18 protein-coding genes are annotated in these 18,044 nt (G+C 42.5%); 10 read left to right on the forward strand and 8 right to left on the reverse strand.

Translation table 11 applies throughout. From position 1 onward, the window contains the following. Positions 1–98: 98 nt before the first annotated feature. The 5 genes from AC1HJP_RS01540 to AC1HJP_RS01560 all read right to left on the reverse strand — a co-directional run bounded on the left by AC1HJP_RS01540 (position 99) and on the right by AC1HJP_RS01560 (position 5,095). Positions 99–509, reverse strand: coding sequence for a hypothetical protein (locus AC1HJP_RS01540; protein WP_480359899.1), 411 nt, complete (start codon positions 507–509; stop codon positions 99–101). Positions 510–535: 26 nt separating this feature from the next. Further along, the gene (locus tag AC1HJP_RS01545; protein ID WP_480359900.1) at positions 536–892 is read right to left on the reverse strand and encodes a cupin domain-containing protein; all 357 of its coding nucleotides are present in this window, start codon (positions 890–892) and stop codon (positions 536–538) included. Between the two features lie 149 nt (positions 893–1,041). Continuing rightward, the gene (locus AC1HJP_RS01550; RefSeq protein WP_480359901.1) at positions 1,042–1,734 is read right to left on the reverse strand and encodes a polyphosphate polymerase domain-containing protein; all 693 of its coding nucleotides are present in this window, start codon (positions 1,732–1,734) and stop codon (positions 1,042–1,044) included. After that, complete coding sequence (locus AC1HJP_RS01555; RefSeq protein ID WP_480359902.1) at positions 1,731–4,367, reverse strand: CotH family protein; 2,637 nt, start codon at positions 4,365–4,367, stop codon at positions 1,731–1,733. The genes AC1HJP_RS01550 and AC1HJP_RS01555 overlap by 4 nt, the downstream gene beginning before the upstream one ends. Before the next feature lie 2 nt (positions 4,368–4,369). Then, positions 4,370–5,095 (reverse strand): DUF4956 domain-containing protein, encoded by a 726-nt coding sequence (locus AC1HJP_RS01560; protein WP_138479081.1) that lies wholly within the window; start codon positions 5,093–5,095, stop codon positions 4,370–4,372. Between the two features lie 211 nt (positions 5,096–5,306). Here AC1HJP_RS01560 and AC1HJP_RS01565 point away from each other — a divergent pair, with 211 nt between their 5' ends. Both AC1HJP_RS01565 and AC1HJP_RS01570 read left to right on the forward strand, forming a co-directional pair. Continuing rightward, positions 5,307–6,707, forward strand: coding sequence for an Lcl C-terminal domain-containing protein (locus tag AC1HJP_RS01565; RefSeq protein ID WP_480359903.1), 1,401 nt, complete (start codon positions 5,307–5,309; stop codon positions 6,705–6,707). Between the two features lie 12 nt (positions 6,708–6,719). Then, positions 6,720–7,340 (forward strand): hypothetical protein, encoded by a 621-nt coding sequence (locus tag AC1HJP_RS01570; protein ID WP_480359904.1) that lies wholly within the window; start codon positions 6,720–6,722, stop codon positions 7,338–7,340. Between the two features lie 24 nt (positions 7,341–7,364). Here AC1HJP_RS01570 and AC1HJP_RS01575 read toward each other — a convergent pair whose 3' ends face one another. Further along, positions 7,365–8,042, reverse strand: coding sequence for a tRNA (adenine(22)-N(1))-methyltransferase (locus tag AC1HJP_RS01575; RefSeq protein ID WP_480359905.1), 678 nt, complete (start codon positions 8,040–8,042; stop codon positions 7,365–7,367). Positions 8,043–8,180: 138 nt separating this feature from the next. Here AC1HJP_RS01575 and AC1HJP_RS01580 point away from each other — a divergent pair, with 138 nt between their 5' ends. From AC1HJP_RS01580 to AC1HJP_RS01615, 8 genes are all read left to right on the forward strand, one after another. Next, entirely contained in the window at positions 8,181–8,633 is a 453-nt protein-coding gene (locus AC1HJP_RS01580; protein WP_480359906.1) for a GNAT family N-acetyltransferase, read from the forward strand. A gap of 26 nt (positions 8,634–8,659) precedes the next feature. Further along, complete coding sequence (locus AC1HJP_RS01585; RefSeq protein ID WP_480359907.1) at positions 8,660–9,058, forward strand: ACT domain-containing protein; 399 nt, start codon at positions 8,660–8,662, stop codon at positions 9,056–9,058. Between the two features lie 9 nt (positions 9,059–9,067). Further along, positions 9,068–9,664 carry a class I SAM-dependent methyltransferase gene (locus AC1HJP_RS01590; RefSeq protein WP_480359908.1) on the forward strand — a complete coding sequence of 199 codons (597 nt, stop codon included), beginning with the start codon at positions 9,068–9,070 and terminating at the stop codon, positions 9,662–9,664. Positions 9,665–9,803: 139 nt separating this feature from the next. Continuing rightward, entirely contained in the window at positions 9,804–10,505 is a 702-nt protein-coding gene (locus AC1HJP_RS01595; RefSeq protein ID WP_480359909.1) for an aspartate/glutamate racemase family protein, read from the forward strand. A gap of 38 nt (positions 10,506–10,543) precedes the next feature. Next, the gene (locus tag AC1HJP_RS01600; RefSeq protein WP_480359910.1) at positions 10,544–11,101 is read left to right on the forward strand and encodes a GNAT family N-acetyltransferase; all 558 of its coding nucleotides are present in this window, start codon (positions 10,544–10,546) and stop codon (positions 11,099–11,101) included. A 40-nt stretch (positions 11,102–11,141) separates the two neighbouring features. Next, entirely contained in the window at positions 11,142–11,693 is a 552-nt protein-coding gene (locus AC1HJP_RS01605; protein WP_480359911.1) for a nucleoside/nucleotide kinase family protein, read from the forward strand. Positions 11,694–11,719: 26 nt separating this feature from the next. Then, positions 11,720–12,589 carry an NAD-dependent epimerase/dehydratase family protein gene (locus AC1HJP_RS01610; RefSeq protein WP_480359912.1) on the forward strand — a complete coding sequence of 290 codons (870 nt, stop codon included), beginning with the start codon at positions 11,720–11,722 and terminating at the stop codon, positions 12,587–12,589. Positions 12,590–12,693: 104 nt separating this feature from the next. Continuing rightward, entirely contained in the window at positions 12,694–13,410 is a 717-nt protein-coding gene (locus AC1HJP_RS01615; protein WP_480359913.1) for an SIMPL domain-containing protein, read from the forward strand. Between the two features lie 410 nt (positions 13,411–13,820). Here the strand turns inward: AC1HJP_RS01615 and AC1HJP_RS01620 are convergent, their stop codons facing one another. Further along, positions 13,821–16,919: an efflux RND transporter permease subunit gene (locus AC1HJP_RS01620; RefSeq protein WP_480359914.1), complete on the reverse strand. Its 3,099-nt coding sequence runs from the start codon at positions 16,917–16,919 to the stop codon at positions 13,821–13,823. Beyond that, a complete protein-coding gene (locus tag AC1HJP_RS01625) occupies positions 16,919–18,034 on the reverse strand; it encodes an efflux RND transporter periplasmic adaptor subunit (protein ID WP_480359915.1) in 1,116 nt (371 codons plus the stop codon). The genes AC1HJP_RS01620 and AC1HJP_RS01625 overlap by 1 nt, the downstream gene beginning before the upstream one ends. Positions 18,035–18,044: the final 10 nt, after the last annotated feature.

An 18,044-nucleotide genomic window follows, 5' to 3' on the forward strand; every position in this document is an offset into this window, starting at 1 on the left:
TTTAGATAAAGCAGAGGCTGTGCCAATTATAAGTTATTGATTTTTAGTTAAACGAAACTTTTATATTTCGTTTTGAAACCTAAATTGCAATTTGCGAATTAATTTGAGAGTTTTTTTGAAGTGCTGGTGGCAAGAGTACAGTGAGTAATATACACACCAATGTGTTCACCTTTATAGTGATGGTTAAAGTTGTTGATATAGCTGATATGTGTTTCGAACCCATGCATAGTCAAAGCACTGGCTAACTCTTCAATGACAGTGAAATCTTGAACTAACTTAGGCACAAGTATCGAATTATGAAGCATGCCATTTGGCAACTCAGCGTCAGATTTGACCACAGTTACCTGTTTAATCTCCTGTAAGGCAGAGTAAATCTTTGTGAGTTCATCTGGTGAACACCAAGGTGCAATGACATGTACTTTGCTTTTGGCTGCACAGCCTAACAAATAGGTGCTTGCTAGGCCTGAAATCGCTAGTACAAGAAAAGATTTAAACCTTAAAACGGCCATGGCTCTACTTTTTTACAAAATGAAAATTACCGCTTGCTGTTTTTGATTTCAGTTTCAACGATGATGACTTCAGTGTCGCCGATGTTTTTAACATTGTGTGTGCCGCCAGGCATATACAGAGTTTGGCCATCTTTTACCGTAATAATACGGTCAGGCTTGCTGGTATCTTCAGGTGTGATGGCAAGTACGCCACCTTTGACAAAATACACAACGCGGTTTGCATAAACATGAGTATGAACACCAGATTCACTGCCCGCAGGGTAAGTAGCTCTAATTACTTCAACGTCTGTGTTATCGAGTAAAATTTCTTTTTTCGCTTTGATGGCTGCAAAGCTCGAAGTACTAAAGATGAGCAGCGCAGTTAGAAGTGTGTATTTCATCATGTTGATATCGTTGTTGTTTTAAGTTGTTAAATACTATGACGCATTTTAAATGTATTGCAAAGCGCGATATAAAATCGCGCCTACAGGGAGTGAATTTGTGCGGTCTCAACTGTGGCTGTAGGCGTGGGTTTACCCCACGCACAACATAGTTATTGCCACATCAGTTGTCGAATACCATTCACATACTTTGAATGACGGGACTGACGAAGCGGGCAGGTTGCGAGTAAACGGCTTAGCTCTTTCTCAAATTCAGCATCAGCTTTTAGCTCAAGCAATACATAATCTCCAAGCGGCACACTTCTATTCAGGTTTGCATTAGCTTTATATCTTTGGTCATAGACGCAAATGTTTTTATCAAATGTAGCCCTAATTTTCTGGCAGTTCGAAATAAAATATTGGCGTGTATAGCGGCAGATAAGCACGGGCGTGTGCTCAACGCCCCAAAGCAATTGTCCTTGCTCAGGCAGTTTGTCAAAGCTGAGTTTTAGTGCTTTGACCCAGCTAAATTCAGGGTCATCAAAATCAAATTGGGTATCGAAAGTGACCTTGTAACCTTTCCCCCCCTGACGATGTTTAAACTCCAGTTTGGCTTTATTGGCATCATCGAGTTGGTTGTACCAACGAATGCGCACTTTCTTGCGAACACTGATCCCACTGAGGTTTTCTTCATAGCGCTCTAAATGAGGAGTATCCAAATATAAGCTGTTTACATCTCGGTCAGGGAAGTGCGGCTTAAACCATAAAGCATGGGTCATTAGCCATATTCTAACTTCTTCTAAACGGTTAAGCGGAATAGGGATCTTAACCTCGAAACGATAATTTGGTGTGTTATCTGTATTCATCTTGGTTTATCCGATTTCATAATTGTTCTGTAAAGGCCCTTTACATCGAGGTCTTGGCTATCTATTGCAGTACCATTAATGGTAAGTACGCTGCCAGTTTCGACGGTGATTTTATTTTCACATTGTGCATCTAAGCAGTTAAATTCACTGACATCTAAAATTGCACCACCAAAAATTGGCTTTTTCGAATAGCTCATAAGGGCGTGATGTTTAACGTTTTCAGCCGTGATATTGGTTGCTGTGATCTTGGTATCATCTTTGGCAACTAGGCCGAAATTAACGTTATTAAAGCGGGCAGTATTAACGATTAAATGGCTTCGTTCACCACCCGATATGGCTTTGTCTCGTACACCATTGAATGACACATTATTGAGCGTAAGTTTTGAACCACTGACATCAATACCGTCTCCGCCAGAGCGAAAACCTATGCTTCTAAACTCACTGTCATTGACGGTGCCCATGCAAAAGTCACAGTCAAAGGCATCAGACAACGCATTGGTGATCAACATGCGATTAATTTCGATATCGCCATTAATGATATTTAAGCCATCTTCTGATTGGTTTTCACTAATGTGAATGTCTTCAAGTAACACTGGCGTTTTAACAAAGTAGGTCGCGCCGCGTGGTTGCCATAAGCCCAGCTTCGGGTTGCTTGAATAGCTAATGTTGAGGTGTCTAACAACCGATTTAGGACTGTACTCGTTTGAGAACACGCTGAGCCCCGACCATTTTCGGTTACTGACTTGTTTGGTTAATGACGCTGGGTTATCCGCAGTGCCTTTCACTGTTAAGTGACCGAACACCATCAAGCCCGCTTTGGTAGCGAACTCTAAGTGAGCGCCTGCAGGCAAAACTAATTCAGTGTTATCAGGGGTCACCAAAAAGTCGTTAATTTGCCAAGTCCCCGGTTTTACATACCAATGCCCTTCATTGACTTCAATAAACGGGTATTGGCTCATTAATGAAGCGTTTAAAGGTTGTGGGCGAGGAATAAAGTGCAGTGGCGCGATGTCTTTTTTAAATTGAAACGTTGCAATTTTCTTGCTCGCTAAAGCAGCACGTAAATCAACTGCGATAATGTCAGCAGGTAAGTTAATGTTGAGTGTCTCACCAGGGGTCAATACCCGAGGAAAGTCCGCGTTAACCTCTTCGAGCTCAGAGCGATCTTCATAGCGATTAAGACCGGTGATACTTTTTAAGTGCAGTGGTTCTTTATCGTTGTTGACGAGCTTTAATACGCCAGTTCCAGATCTAGAATTAAAGCGCGCTAAGATATCCCAATTGGCGTGACCTGCGTAATCTTGCATATGTTGATGCAGGCTCGGATCAAACTGACCAATATTTTGGCAACCAGCACCTTGGTAATCACTTTGCCAGCACATGACTTGGGTTTTCATAACCGTTAAATCAAAAGGCGCCAATAACGGGCTGTCGCCATGTAATTTGTTCAGTAGTGTTTGCTCATAGGCTTGTAATTCAGGGATTAAATTTTGATTAATACGTTCAATTAAGGTTTGCTTAGCCACATCATAATGAGAGCGAATAATAGGATCATCTAACATGGCTGTTGACAATACAAAGTCGTGGCTAGGTGGTGTCATCAACCAATTGTGTTTAGCTGGTGTAACCGCTACATCACTTTGGATAGGTTCAAATTTGGCTAAATGCGGATTGTAATACCAGCGCCAGTTATTCCATGTGAGTGCATGCCATGCCCCCCATAGGTCAACCGTAGCTAAGTATTGGCCCATTTTTTTAGCATCAAATACATCACTGGCAGGGCGCTTTTTATTTAAAAAGTCATCCAGCAGCGCAAGTGCAATTTGTCTTTGTTGGCTCAGAGCTGGGTTGCCGAGAATGGTGCCGCGTTGCAGCTCTCGAGGTTTAAGCACGCGCGTGATCTCACCGGCACTATTTTGAGTTTGTTCATGTATATCGAGTCGAGCTATTAATCCTTCGGTACGATCATTCACAGCAAGTAATGATTGGCTAAAGGCTTGCTCTACAAACATGGTGCCCCAATCGACGCCGTTAAGTACGACGCGAACTGGAATGTTTTTAGGCGCAATAATATCAAAGTTAGCCAGCTCCATCGTTTTGCTGAATAAACTCGGGCCTTGATGAATGCGCACATTAGGGGCTACTAAAGCAAATTTTCGAGATTCAAATAAGGCTTTTTTCTTTTTTAGCTCAAAGCGCAATGACCAACGAGTGTCGTTGCTAACATGATCAAGCATGTCACCTTGAAGACGCACTTTGGCAAAGTACTTTTGTTGGTTTAAATAAAGGGTGGCATTCACTTGATTGCGCTGCTCGGCAATGATGCCGTTTTTAAGCGCATTGTTTCTATCTTGTTCAAGTTTGAGCCAGTCCTGATATTTAATATCAACTTTGATAACAGGCAAGTCTTTATCGGCAGTCAGTAGGCGCTTTGGTGCAAGGCTGATGTCTTGCACCAATTGCATGAATTTGCTTTTACCATCTTCGTAGTGGGCAACATAGCCGCTATGGATCAGGGCTATTTTTACTGCATTCACTGAGGGTATTAACAGTAATATAAGAATTAACACGCCCAGCATAAACGCCTTGCGTTCGGGTGGGGTGTAGGCGGCTTTAGGCGTATCGAGTCTCATAACTACACTCCCGCAATATTGTGTTGCTCAAGCAGTGAAATGTTGATCCCTTGGTACTTTTGCTTCAATGCATGCATGAATTCATCGATTTGTTTGGCTTCTTTGATTGAGATAAAGAAAGCGGCATCGAAGTGTTGCTCACCAGTATCAAAGCGGCGTAATTCAAGGCGATCAACATATTGCTCTAGAATGTTTTTTACATCCGAAATAGCAATGTTCACATCGGGGTCATCGCTGCGGTAGTTGAGCGATAGAAATAAGCCGTTCTCTTGCACATCTTTACTGTGACGCTTCTTAACCCAAGTCACTAACAATAGAGTCACAACACAGGCCACAATGGCTGCAAGGGTTTGTCCTGCACCTAGAGCAACGGCGACACCTATATTTAAGAATAAATAAACAAGCTCTTCAGGCTCTTTGATTGGTGTTCTGAAACGCACAATCGATAATGCACCCACTAAACCAAGCGCTAAAGCAAGCGATGCTTTGACCACAGTGATGATCAAAATAACCGTGAGCATAAGCAGCGGGAAAAGACGAGAGAAGTCTTGGCGATTACAAAATGCACTGGCGTACTTTCTAAAATGGTAGCCAATTAAACTCGCCATAATAAAGCCCATCAGCAAGTTCAAAATCAAAGCACCAAGTTGCACGCTGGCATAAGGGAAAAACATCGAGCGGATGTCTTTAGGTAAAAACGCAATTAAGAGGGGGTCGACAGTTTCCATAATCATTCCTGCATATTTTTAAGGCTAAAATACTGAAATTAATAATTTAATTTTGAGTTTCTTAGTCCTTTAAATGACAGCTGATTAATTCAGATATTAAGCCTGTTAAGTTGAAAGTTGTGATAGGAGTTGCAAACTCTGTGCGAGAACTTTTTTGGTATGAAAATTGAGCGTTAGTTTTTATTGAATAGGCACAAATGAGATATGGACCATGATGTTACTGAAAACGGCGCCATTATTGGTTTTACTGAGCTTAACAGCGGGTTGTAAATATGAACCTACGGCTGAAAATAAACCAACGACAGCGAATAATACGACTTCAAGCTCATCGGGAAATTCGCAAAATGCAAATACAACTGCACCCTTAGCGCGAATTGAAATTGCAAAATGCGACGGCGAATGCACCTGTGATGAAATTGTGTCGCCTTATAACGATACCGGCGTGACGTTCGCGGGGGATTATCCTGACACTAACTTACCGCAATGTGATTTACAGTCGGGGTTCAACCAAGACTGCACTACGGGCAGAGATACACAAACTAATTTACTGAAAGTCGGGGCGGGTGATGCGAGCTTTGATTACACCAAGCTAGATGCGCAAGGTCAGCCGTTAGCGGCTGATGCCGAGCAATGGCAATGTGTGCTTGATAATGTCACTGGCTTAATTTGGGAAGTTAAGGGCCCTGAAGGCTCTGGTTTACCTCAAGACAGCAGCTTTTCTTATTCTTGGTTTGATGAAAACTTACCAGACTACTCAACCGCAGATAATGGTGTGTGCGATGACGACTGCGACACGCAAAGTTATCTTGAAAAGCTCAATGCTAAAAAATACTGCGGTTTTGATGATTGGCGACTGCCTAACAAAATCGAGCTACAAGATTTGGTGCATTATGGGCGCTCTCAACCGAGTATCGATTCAGATTACTTTCCTAATACCAAACTGGGATTTTACTGGACTCAAAATATAGATACAGATGATACAAACAGCATTTGGTCTGTGGGATTTGGTACTGGCCGGGTTGCCGGAGGATTAAGTTTAGAGCCCAAATTCATCAGAGCAGTGCGTGGTAAGCAAAACCTCTATGAAAAAGGAGGTGTAGTCAGTGAGGCCGAAAAGCTTATTTCGAATAGGCAAGTATTTGCTGGTAACCAACGTTGCAATGAACGTGTGAGTTTTTCTGCGCCCTCTACAAGATACCTTCAAGACGAACAAGGCAATATTGTTGACAAGCAAACAGGCTTGATATGGAAACGATGTGTAGCAGGGCTTTCAGGTGATGAATGTAAAGAGGGCAATGCTGAACAACTAGATTGGCAGCAAGCCTATGAATATGTTGCTAAACTCAATGACGAAGATTCTGGAGCGAATTGGCGTTTACCGAGTATTAAAGAGTTACAGGCCAATAATGAGTTAGCTTGCGAAGAGCCAGCACTGAACCCTTTTGTATTTCCCAATGTGCCTATGGGGCAAGTTTGGAGTGGTACACCGCATAATAAATTTGAAGACAGTAGTTACAATTACGAATATAGAAATAGCATTATTTTTTACAACGCCCGCACCGTTAAGCACTTTGTGCATGCCGTAAAGAGCTGTGCTGCGAATACCAAATAGAAGGAGAGCAGTATGAAATACGCTAAACATGCTTTATTTGCTGGTGCCCTGTTGTTTAGTGGTGTAAGCAAAGCCGAAAACGTTAATTTTTATAATTATTCTTATGGCTTTAGTTATCAGGCTTTGAGTGTCAATGATATCAATGAAGGTACAGAGCTTGATATGCAAGTAGACGATATGGCCCATTCCATTGGTATTTATTACAAAGGAGAACCGCGCAGTTTTTACCAGTTCGCGATCGGTTTAGACTATGTGTACATTGAAGACGACAACCCGTTTAGTGAGGATGTAAAAAACGCCGTTACGGGCGAGAAGCTAAGTCGAGAATCGAGTGTGACGGGCACCTCAATTTATGGCGAATTGGGTTTGATTTTAAAAGATCATTTAGTCGAGAATCTCACCATAGGTGTACTTGGCGGGTATCGTTATAACAACATCAGCCGATCAATTTTCCGCTGTAGCAGCTGTGAAGAGCAAGAGCTCGATAATTTCAAAAGCTCGAGCTACATAAAGCCGTTTATTGAATACCAGTTCACCCGTCGTATTCATGTGCAGCTTGGCTATAGTCATTATTTTAATGATGAAGGCTTTGAAAATAGTATTGGCCTGCACATCAGCTTTATGTCGTTGTAGTAATTGAACTCAGAAGTCCTGGTATTAAGGCTTTATCGACGGCACGACTTGCTCGTAAGCAGAAATAATATGCGCCACATCGTTATTTTTGCCTTTTGCAATGCGTTGGTAGTGGCTGAGCGTTTGTTTTAAATATCGTTCTGCTGCGTCAAGTTGTACATCATTGTCAGCTTGCCAGATCTGCTCACCGACCGCTGAGACAGGCTGGTTGTTTGATTTAGATGACAGCAACATGACTTCGTAATAACGTTTGTTATCTTCAACTAAAGCCTCTTGCACTAAACCTAATTTCAGTTCATTAAGCTTGGCTCTTAGCGTGAATAGGTGATGCACGGGGCATACTAAGTAATCAATATCTAAGTTCGGATGTTGCGCATTAATGCTTGATATAAATTGCGTGGTTAAATCGCCACCCACGCCAGCAATAATCACTAAATGTCTGCCTTGATGATCTTGCAAAGGCAGATGAGACACATCTAAACAATGAACTTGCCAGTTATGTTCGTCATAAAATGCTTGTAGCTTGCTTTCGAGACTTAGCATCAGCTCAGGCACAATATCTACAAAATGTACGGTTTCATCGTTTTGCTTATCTAAAAGCGCAGCACCTAAATAGCCGTGATCACAACAGCAGTCCCAAATATGATCATAGTGAGGCGACACCATAGACTCGATTAATTTTAAGCGTTTGCTGAGTTTCAAAATTTGGTCCTGAGAGTATAAATATCACAAAACACGTTATTGTAAGGCGTTTAAAAATTTTGGCGAGCATCTAAATGATTTAGTGTTAAGGTGCTTATTCTCACACTGTAAGTACAACATAAACGTTTGCGAGATAATATGGAAATTCAGAGAGTTAATCACGAAGATTTAATCGCTATCACAAAATTAGTTGAAGCAGTCTCGAAAGTTGCTGTACTACCGCATTTTAATGAGCAAGGTCAGCAAGAATATATTGCACGTGTGCTACCCGATATCAAAACGACTTTCAACAACGATGACTTTGTTACTGTAAAAGCGGTAGCAAACGGCATCTTGCTAGGCTTTGCCGCAATGAGAGCCGGAAATTACCTCACGCATTTGTTTGTGTCGCATCAAGCGCAAGGACAAGGTATAGGGAAAAAGTTATTACAATACTTACTTGAGTCAACTGATGTGCAAGAGATAAAACTTCGTTCAGCAGTTAATGCCGTCGATTTTTATTTAAAACATGGTTTTGAAATAACCGAGCAAGAAGGTGAGTTTAATGGCATACGATTTGTGCCAATGTCATTGATAAGGTCAACATTGTAGTAAGTTGATGCATAAAAGGAGAAAACATGTCTGGTATTAAAGAGTTAGAGGCGCTTTTGCAAAGTATGTCACCTGAATTACAAGATGGGGAGTTTGTTTTTTGTACTGTAAAGAGCTCGCTTTCTGAGGTTGTGTCGTTGCAACCAATTGCGACCTTTATGGAGCAAGAAGGGCTTACTGTCATTGTTGAAAAGCGACTAGCAGAACAAGCAAACCTAGAATTTGATGGTGTGTTTAAACTCATCACTTTAACTGTGCACTCAAGCTTAGATGCCGTGGGCTTAACGGCTGCAGTTGCCACTAAACTAGCAGAACATGGTATTAGTGCGAACGTAGTTGCAGCGTTTTTTCACGACCATATTTTTGTGCAAACTGAAAAGGCAGAGCAGGCTTTGGCAGCACTAAAAGAATTTGCCAATGAATAAGGCTTTGCCATGAAACCTGAAGAAATAGGCAAAGCCTATGATCAAATAACAGAGCGTTGGGCCGAAGGCACTTTCAACATGTCTAACGGCATTTCACAGCATAAAAAAGCCATTGCGTTTACTCAAAACAGAGGAAAAGCACTGGATATTGGATGCGGTCGTACAGGGCGTTTTATTGAATTATTGTCTCAATCTGGCTTCGATGTTTCAGGGCTTGATGTCTCCCAAAAAATGCTCTCGCTTGCAAAACAGCGACATCCGCAAATCGCTTTTGTGCACGCTGACATATGCAGTTATGACTTACCCCATAAATATGACTTTATTACTGCATGGGACAGTATTTGGCATATTCCTCTAAATGAACAGCGTAATGTTATTACTAAAATCGTCGACAGTTTAAACACGGGTGGGGTGTTTATTTTTTCATTTGGTGGCACGGAGGCAGAAGGCGCACATACTAACTGCGCTATGGGTCCTGAGGTTTATTACTCTTCTTTAGGCACAAATGGCTTTGTGACGCTGTTAATGGAGTTGGGCTGTACCATTAAGCATCTGGAGTTTGATCAATATCCAGAGTTGCACATTTATATCATTGCCCAGAAATAAAAAGCCCAGAAATAAAAAACCTAGAAATAAAAGCCAAGAACAAAGAGACAGAATTGAGCTATAGATAAATAGGGTTGCTGCTTTAGACATTTTCTGAAAAAGTGAGTGTATAAAAAATATATCAACAGGAGCGCTCACCATGAAAACAATAGGCCTATTAGGTGGGATGAGTTGGGAGTCTACGGCAAGTTATTACAAGGCCTTGAATGAAGGCATCAAAGCTAAACTTGGTGGTTTGAACTCGGCAAAAATTTGCTTGTATAGTGTTAACTTTGACGAAATTGAACAGTTACAACATCAAGGTAAATGGACCGATACCGCAGTGATTCTCGCCGATGCCGCAAAGTCAGTAGAACGTGCAGGCGCAGATTTTTTGATGATCTGTACCAATACCATGCATAAAGTAGTGCCAGAAATAGAAGCACACATTAGCATTCCCATTCTTCATATTGCCGATGCGACAGCACAACGTTTAGTGCAAGATGGGGTTTCGAAAGTTGGTCTTTTAGGCACTCAATTCACAATGGAGCAGGACTTTTACAAAAGCCGTCTACAGGAAAAGTTTGATATTGAAGTTATTGTGCCTAACAAAGATGACCGCGAGATTATTCATAAGGTGATCTACGATGAATTATGCCGTGGGGTCATCAATCAAGCTTCTCAAGAGCAATACCTCAAAATTATCGCACGCCTTCATGAACAAGGTGCACAAGCGGTGATCTTAGGGTGTACTGAAATTGCTTTATTGGTTAATCAAGCGAGTACCTGCATTCCTTTGTACGACACCACCGAAATTCATGCCCAGCAAGGGGTTGAGTTTGCGTTAAAAGACACGCTTTAGGTGCTCAACTTTTAGAAACTTTAAACAAGGAGTGAATCGTGAGCTTCCCAGACTTGCAAACCGAGAGGTTGATTTTAAATCAACTCAATGAGCAAGATACTTCAGCGTTATTTGGTATTTTCTCTGATAATAAGGTGATTCAATATTACGATATTGATGCTTATCAAACAGAATCACAAGCGCAGCAATTAATTGAATTCTTTAATAAAAGATATTCAGAAAACTTAGGCGTTCGCTGGGCAATACGCCTCAAAGAAAATGGTCAACTGATCGGAACTTGTGGTTTTAATTCACTGAATGAAAAAATGAAGCATGCAGGTATAGGTTATGAACTTGCTGCTAATCAGTGGGGGTATGGATATGCGTCTGAAGCGATCAGTAAAATCATCGAACTGGCATTTTCGAGTACATCTCCATTTTGCGAGCTTTATAGAATTCAAGGCGATACTATGATTGGCAATGAAGCCTCCGAGGCGGTGTTAAAAAAGCTGGGTTTCAAAGAGGAAGGAGTTCGCCGAGCGAGTGGCTTTTGGAAAGGTGAATTTCATGATTTGAAGTGTTTTGGCTTAATCAAACCTGAGTTTAAGGCTCTATAGTCGTGCTTATTTGCCCTCAGTTTGCTCTATGTGAGTCAACATGAAACAAACAAAAGTCATAGCCCTGTGCGGTGTTTCTGGCGCTGGGAAAACCTCTGTCATTAAATGTCTCGCTGAAGAGTTTAATAGCCCGACCTTATTGTTCGACGATTTTGTGGAGCCGAATACTTACCCTGTAGATATGAAGACATGGCTACATCAAGGTGCGGATGTATCGCAAATACAGTCACCCAGATTTGTAAAAGCCCTCAGTGAATTAAAAGTACAATGTGGTTCGCCAATGATTTTTATCGAAGAACCCTTTGGGCGAGAGAGGGCTGAAATCGCCCATTTAATTGATTATGTGATCATGCTCGATATGCCTATGGAAGTGTGTTTATCAAGAGTGATTCAACGCCACCTCACTAACAGTAATGACCCAACAAAAAGCCTCAGCAACTATTTGCGAATATATGACGACCATTTGCGAGATGTTTATATAGCAGCAGCCAATCAAGTTCGTCAATCGAGCGACCTTATCATCACAAATGTTGGTACAATTGCGTCCATACAAAGCTCAATATGCGATTGGTTGCATGACAACGGCAAGTGATCGTCATTTTAAAATAAGAGATAGCCATGAAAGTGTTAGTGACGGGCTCTGCGGGCAGAGTAGGACGTGCAATTTATATTAAGTTAATGCGTACGCATCAAGTTGTAGGCCTAGATAAAACACCTTGCTCTACCGCTGATTACATTGGTGATATTCGCGATAAAGCGCTGATCCAACAAGCTCTTGAAGGGGTCGATGTGATTATTCATACGGCAGCCTTACATGCACCCCATGTCGGATTATTATCTGACGATGAGTTTCAATCTATTAATGTGGATGCCACAGAGCAATTAGCCCTTGAGGGCATTAAGCTGCGGGTAAAGCAGTTTATTTTCACCAGTACCACCGCACTGTATGGTCATGCATCGACTCCCGAAAACACCGCTGGCTGGGTGAATGAGCAAATCACTCCACAGCCAAAAACTGTGTATCACCGCAGTAAAGTTGCTGCTGAAGACAAACTAAAATCGATTTCTGATGTATTCAAACTACCTGTGACCGTACTGCAAATATCTCGTTGCTTTCCTGAACCTGCCGACTTAATGGCGGTATATAGACTCACTCGGGGTATCGATGCACGAGATGTAGCAAGTGCGCATTTAGCGGCGCTAGACACGCGACTTTCAGGGTTTAATCGTTTTATTGTGTCAGGTAAAACCCCGTTTAAAGCATCAGATTGCCCGAGTTTATTCAATGACGCCGCAGGTTTAATAAAAGAGCAAGCCCCAGAACTGGCGAAGATGTTTTTACAGCGAGGATGGACGTTACCCAATCAACTAGACCGAGTTTATGATTCTTCTGCGGCACAGCAAAAATTGGGGTGGCAGCCGAAATATGGTTTCGAGTCGGTAATCGATATGCTTGATAATGAGATGGCCGAGGTTTTACCTATTTAATTTACTCTTTAAGTACTTAGTCTCTATCGCTCATATTTGGTTAAGTTAGCTGGGCTATGATTTAGCCTGTTGAAATAGAAATAACAAAAATTTAAGGACGTGTGATGCAACCTAAAGCAAACAACAATCTGCTATTGGCAGCGGGGATCTTTTTGGGCCTGACATTATTTGCAGTTATCGCCTCGAACGCGGCCATTTCAATTAAAGAATATGAGCGCACCGTTACCGTAAAAGGCTTGTCTGAGCGCGAAGTGCTGTCTGATGTGGTGATATGGCCAATTCAATTTAGCGCTGCTGAAAATGACTTAAAAGCTCTGTATGAGTCACTTGATGAGAAAACCGCCCACATCAAAGACTTTTTAGAAAAGAACGGCATCAAGTCTGATGATATTTCATTTACTTCTCCGTCTGTGACTGACAAATCGGCGCAGCAATGGGGTGATAATGCTCGCGCTGAGTTTCGTTACACGGCGCAGCAAAACGTCACCGTTTATTCGCAAGATTTAGATGCGGTAAGAAACGTCATGGGCAAACTGTCTGAGTTGGGTAAACAAGGTATAGTATTTACTTCGGGCGGTTACCAATTTCAAACCGAATATATATATTCTAGCTTGAATGAACTCAAGCCAGATATGATTGAAGAAGCGACCAAAAATGCCCGTAAAGTGGCGACTAAGTTTGCCGAAGATTCAGGTAGTAAGTTAGGTAAGATTAAACGCGCCTCGCAAGGCCAATTTAGTATTTCGGCACGAGACAGAAACAATCCGCATATTAAGAAAGTACGCGTTGTTTCAACGGTTGAGTATTATTTGTCAGATTGATTTTTCGGTAGGCGCGATTTTACATCGCGCTTTTTTTTGTGTGTTTGAGTGGGGTAAACCCATGCTGTAGGTCGGGCTTTAGCACGAAAAAATATTCAAACCATGGCGAAATAAATTACCCGACATAAAGTCGGTGCTACCGGAACTTAAAAACTTTGTCGCCGTAAACGACGACCTACATGATACAAAACTACTCATACTGTAGGTCGGGCTTCAGCCCGACAAAATATTCAAACTATGGCGTAATAAAATACCCGACATAAAGTCGCTGCTACCGGAGCATAAATACTTTGTCGCCGTAAACGACGATCTACAATCAAAAAACTAGGCTGGTGGTTTCGGTAGGCGCGATTTTATATCGCGCTTTTTTGAATGTGTTTGCGTGGGGTTAAGCCACGCAAACATCATGATCACAATGAATTTGCAAACTTGGTGTCAGTTAACGAGGCTTCAGTTTCCATTTCGCCACGGTGGTCTTTTGCCAACATTTGATAAAGCAGTGGCAATACAATCAACGTGAAGAAAGTACCAATCAACATACCCGCGACTAAAATAATACCAATACTATTTCGTGCTTCTGCGCCAGCGCCGGTTACTAATACGAGTGGGAAGTGACCAAGCACAGTTGCACCTGTTGTCATTAATATTGGGCGTAAACGTGTCGCTGCAGCGCCTTTAACCGCTTCAAGCTTCGACTTACCTTCAAGTTGCAGATGGTTGGCAAACTCCACGATTAAAATACCATTTTTAGCAATCAGACCAATCAAAGTGATAAGACCAATTTGGCTATAAATATTAATCGTCGTTAGTTGTAAAAACGGTAGCATCAGAGCACCTGCAAGTGCTAATGGCGCGCAGCCCAGTAACACCACAAGTGGGTCGCGGAAGCTGTTAAACTGAATTGTCAGTAAGAAATACACTACAATCATAGACACTAAAAGTACGCCAACCATGGTATTACCTTCTTTACGTAACTGGCGCGATTCACCGGCATGATCGATTGAGTAGCTTGCAGGCAATACTTCTGCAGCAATCTCTTCAACGGCCGTTAAACCTTGCTCTTTGGTTACGTGTGGCAAAACACCCGCTAAGATCCTAAATGAACTTTGCTGATTAAAAGACCCCAATACGCGCGGGCTTGTGAAAGTTCTTAAGCTCGCAAATGCTGATACAGGAATAAGCTCACCAGAGTCTGTGCGGATCTTCATATCTAAGATGTTTTCAGGATTGTAACGGTCACCGTTATCAACCGCTGGAATAACACGATACGCCTTGCCATCTTTGTTGAAGTAATTTACAAAGTTATTCGACATTAAAATACTAAGCTGCTCGTTCACCGATTGCAGGTTTAAGCCTAAATCAGCAATCAATTCGCGGTCAATTTCTAGCTCTGCTTGTGGTAAATCGATTTTTAAATCGGTATTAACGAACAAGAAGTTACCACTGGCATTCGCTTTCGCGATGATCTCGTCAGCATATTTCTTCATAGCTACAGGGTCGTCATTGGCTCTGACTACCATTTCGATATCGAACTGGCCCGCAGTTGGTAAAGAGGCTGGCAAAATAGGAAACAAACTCAAGCCATTTACACTACCAAGGCGTGCAAATAGGTCGAAGTATAAGTCGTGAACTGAGTTTTCACGTTCTTCATAAGGTGCTAACTCAACCCCACCGAAACCTGCGGCTGCAGTGATAATTTGCCAAGTGAATTTTGCACCTTCAGTTTCATTCATGACTTTTGCTGTGTCATTCATTCGACTTGAAGTATAAGCCTGAGAAGACTCAGGTGGCGCTTCAACCACGACTTGAATGCTGCTTTGATCTTCAACGGGCGCAAGCTCTTTTTGCGACAGTAAATAAAAAGGTGCAGACAACAAAGCGAACACAATGGCAATAAAGAACACTTGTGGGCGCCATGCAAACAACTTATCTAAAGACTTGAAGTAGAAGCTCTGTAGCTTGTCGAAATAGCTATTTACTTTGCGTGTAAGTTTGCCTTCTTTACCACCCTCAGGGCTGACATAAGCACTCATGATCGGAGACAGCGTAATAGCCACAAGACCTGAAATCAGGACCGCAATAGCCAAAGTAAACGCAAACTCACGGAATAAGAAACCAGTTAAACCTGTTAAGAAGCCAATTGGGGCGTATACCGCAGCAAGGGTTAACGTCATGGCTATCACGGGCACTAATAACTGACGTGAGCTGATAAGCGCAGCTTGCAATCGAGGTTTGCCTTCACGCATGTGGCGCGCCACGTTTTCAACCACCACAATGGCGTCATCAACCACTAAACCAACCGATAATACAATGGCTAGAATGGTTAATAAGTTCAATGAAAAGCCCATCATTGAAATAACGGCGATGGCACCTAAAATCGAAATAGGAATGGTCACCAATGGCACAAGTGCCGTTCTGAACGAGCCCATCATGGCAACAATTACAATGCCTACTAGTAACACTGTTTCGGCAAGTGTGGTGAAAATCTCTTTAATTGAGTCACGCATATACAGCGTGCCATCGTAACCAATCTCAATATTCATACCGTTTGGTAGACCATCGTTGATCTGCGGTAATTTGGCATAAAGCGCATCACCAATGTCGATTTCATTCGCACCAGGTAGTGCCCAAATCGCTAAGAAAACGGTGTCATGAGAATCTAAACGCGCAGTTACCATGCCTTCGGCTTCGCCGATTTCGATGTCGGCAACCGTACCAAGGCGAAGTTGCGAGCCGTCCTTCTCTTTGATGATTAGGTTTTCAAAGTCTGCCACACTTTTCAGGCTGGTATTGGCCATTAGGTCGATGCGTTGACGGTTGTTTTCACTGTAGCCTAATGTCGCAATGGTGTTGTTTGCTTGTAATGCAGCAAACACATCACTGGCACTTAAATCATAAATAGCGAGTTTATCTGCGTCTAACCAAATACGCATTGCTGGGTCGCGGCCACCTTCAAGGGTGACTTTTTGCACGCCCTCAATGTCACTCATGCTTGGCACAACATTACGAATAAGATAGTCACTGACTTCACTGCGTGGTAAGCCTTGCGATTGCACATCTAAATAGAACACGGCATACGGGCTATCGGCACGCACAATTTGGATAGCGGGGTCTTCAGCACCCGTTGGTAACTCAAACTTAATTTGGTTGAGCTTAGTGGTTAATTCAGCGAGCGCATCTGTGGTGCTATGGTTAAGCTCAAGCCAAGCTGTGACCTTACTAAAGCCCGCAGTGGTCACTGAATCAACATAATCAACGCCAGGTACGGTTGAGGTTACGCGTTCAATTGGCTCTGTCACATAGCCCTTGACGACATCAGCAGACGCACCTGTATACACGGTATTGATAACCAGTGACGCACTTTCAATCTTGGGATATTGCTGTACCGAAATCTTTTGCGCAGCGTTTAGGCCTGCCAAGATGATCAATACAGACAGTACAATCGCAAGTACGGGGCGATTGACAAAAATGTCCATGAAAGAAGGTTTGTTCTCATGTAATGCACTCATTACTGACCTCCGGTATTATCGTCCGTCGTGGCTAATTGCTCATCTAATGGCGCGGTATAAACCAAAATACCTTCCCTTAATTTAAATGCGCCTTCGCCAGCGATAAACTCACCGCCATTTAGGCCAGATAACACAACTTGTTGGTCACCTAACTTTTCACCTAATGTGACTTTAATCGGTTTGGCGCGCCAGTTTTGTTGCTCATCTTTTTCAAGTGCATAGACAAACTCACCAAAGTGACTGCGAGTGATTGCTGCGGTTGGCACGACAACCGCATTGGTTGTGTATAGCGGCACACGCACGCTGGCAATCTGGTTATGACTGAGCGCGCCATCTAGATTCGCGATTTCAGCTCTATAGCTTTGCTGTCGAGAGTTGGCATCTAGCATTGGCATTTTAGCTATGACTTTTGCTACAACTTCTGATGTTTGCTGATTAACCAGTGCGACTTTCATTTCTTCGCCGATTTTAGGCTGGCGAAGGGTTTGCGGCACAGAGAAGTCGACCCAAATAGTGTCGTTCAGGCCTACTAATGTGGTGATTTGAATATTTGCATCGATAAGCTGACCAACTTGATATTGGCTTAGGCCAACTTGGCCTTTGAAAGGGGCGGTAACGGTTTTTTTGTTAATAACAGCATTGAGGTTTTGTACTTCGGCTTTAGCAACAGCTACATCAGCGCGTGCTTTGTCGACCTCATCCGGGCTAATGCGTTTTTGTTGCAGCAGCTTTGTTACTCGTGAATAGGTTGATTCAGCTAAAGTAACACGCGCTTTTGCAGCGGCAAGTTGTGCTTTTTCGACACTGGTATCTAAGCGCAGTAACACTTGGCCTTTTTCAACAATGTCACCGGGTTTAAAACCAACATAAGTGATAGGGCCCGGATACTCATTGCTAATATCAATAATGCTCGGTGCTTTTAACTGGCCGATCACCTTGCTCGTTTGCGTGTACTCAATCGTTTCAGCGTAAACGCTAGCCACTGACGCAGAAGGTTCAGGAAAAGATTCGCCAAATGCGATCATAGCTTGAATTTGGTTAAACTTGGTAAGTCCGAGTCCGCCTATAACCGTAAAGATGATGAGAATGCTGACAATCCAGCGTTTAATATTCATGGTGTTGCTC

It is taken from the genome of Pseudoalteromonas sp. NFXS53 (genome assembly GCF_056629255.1).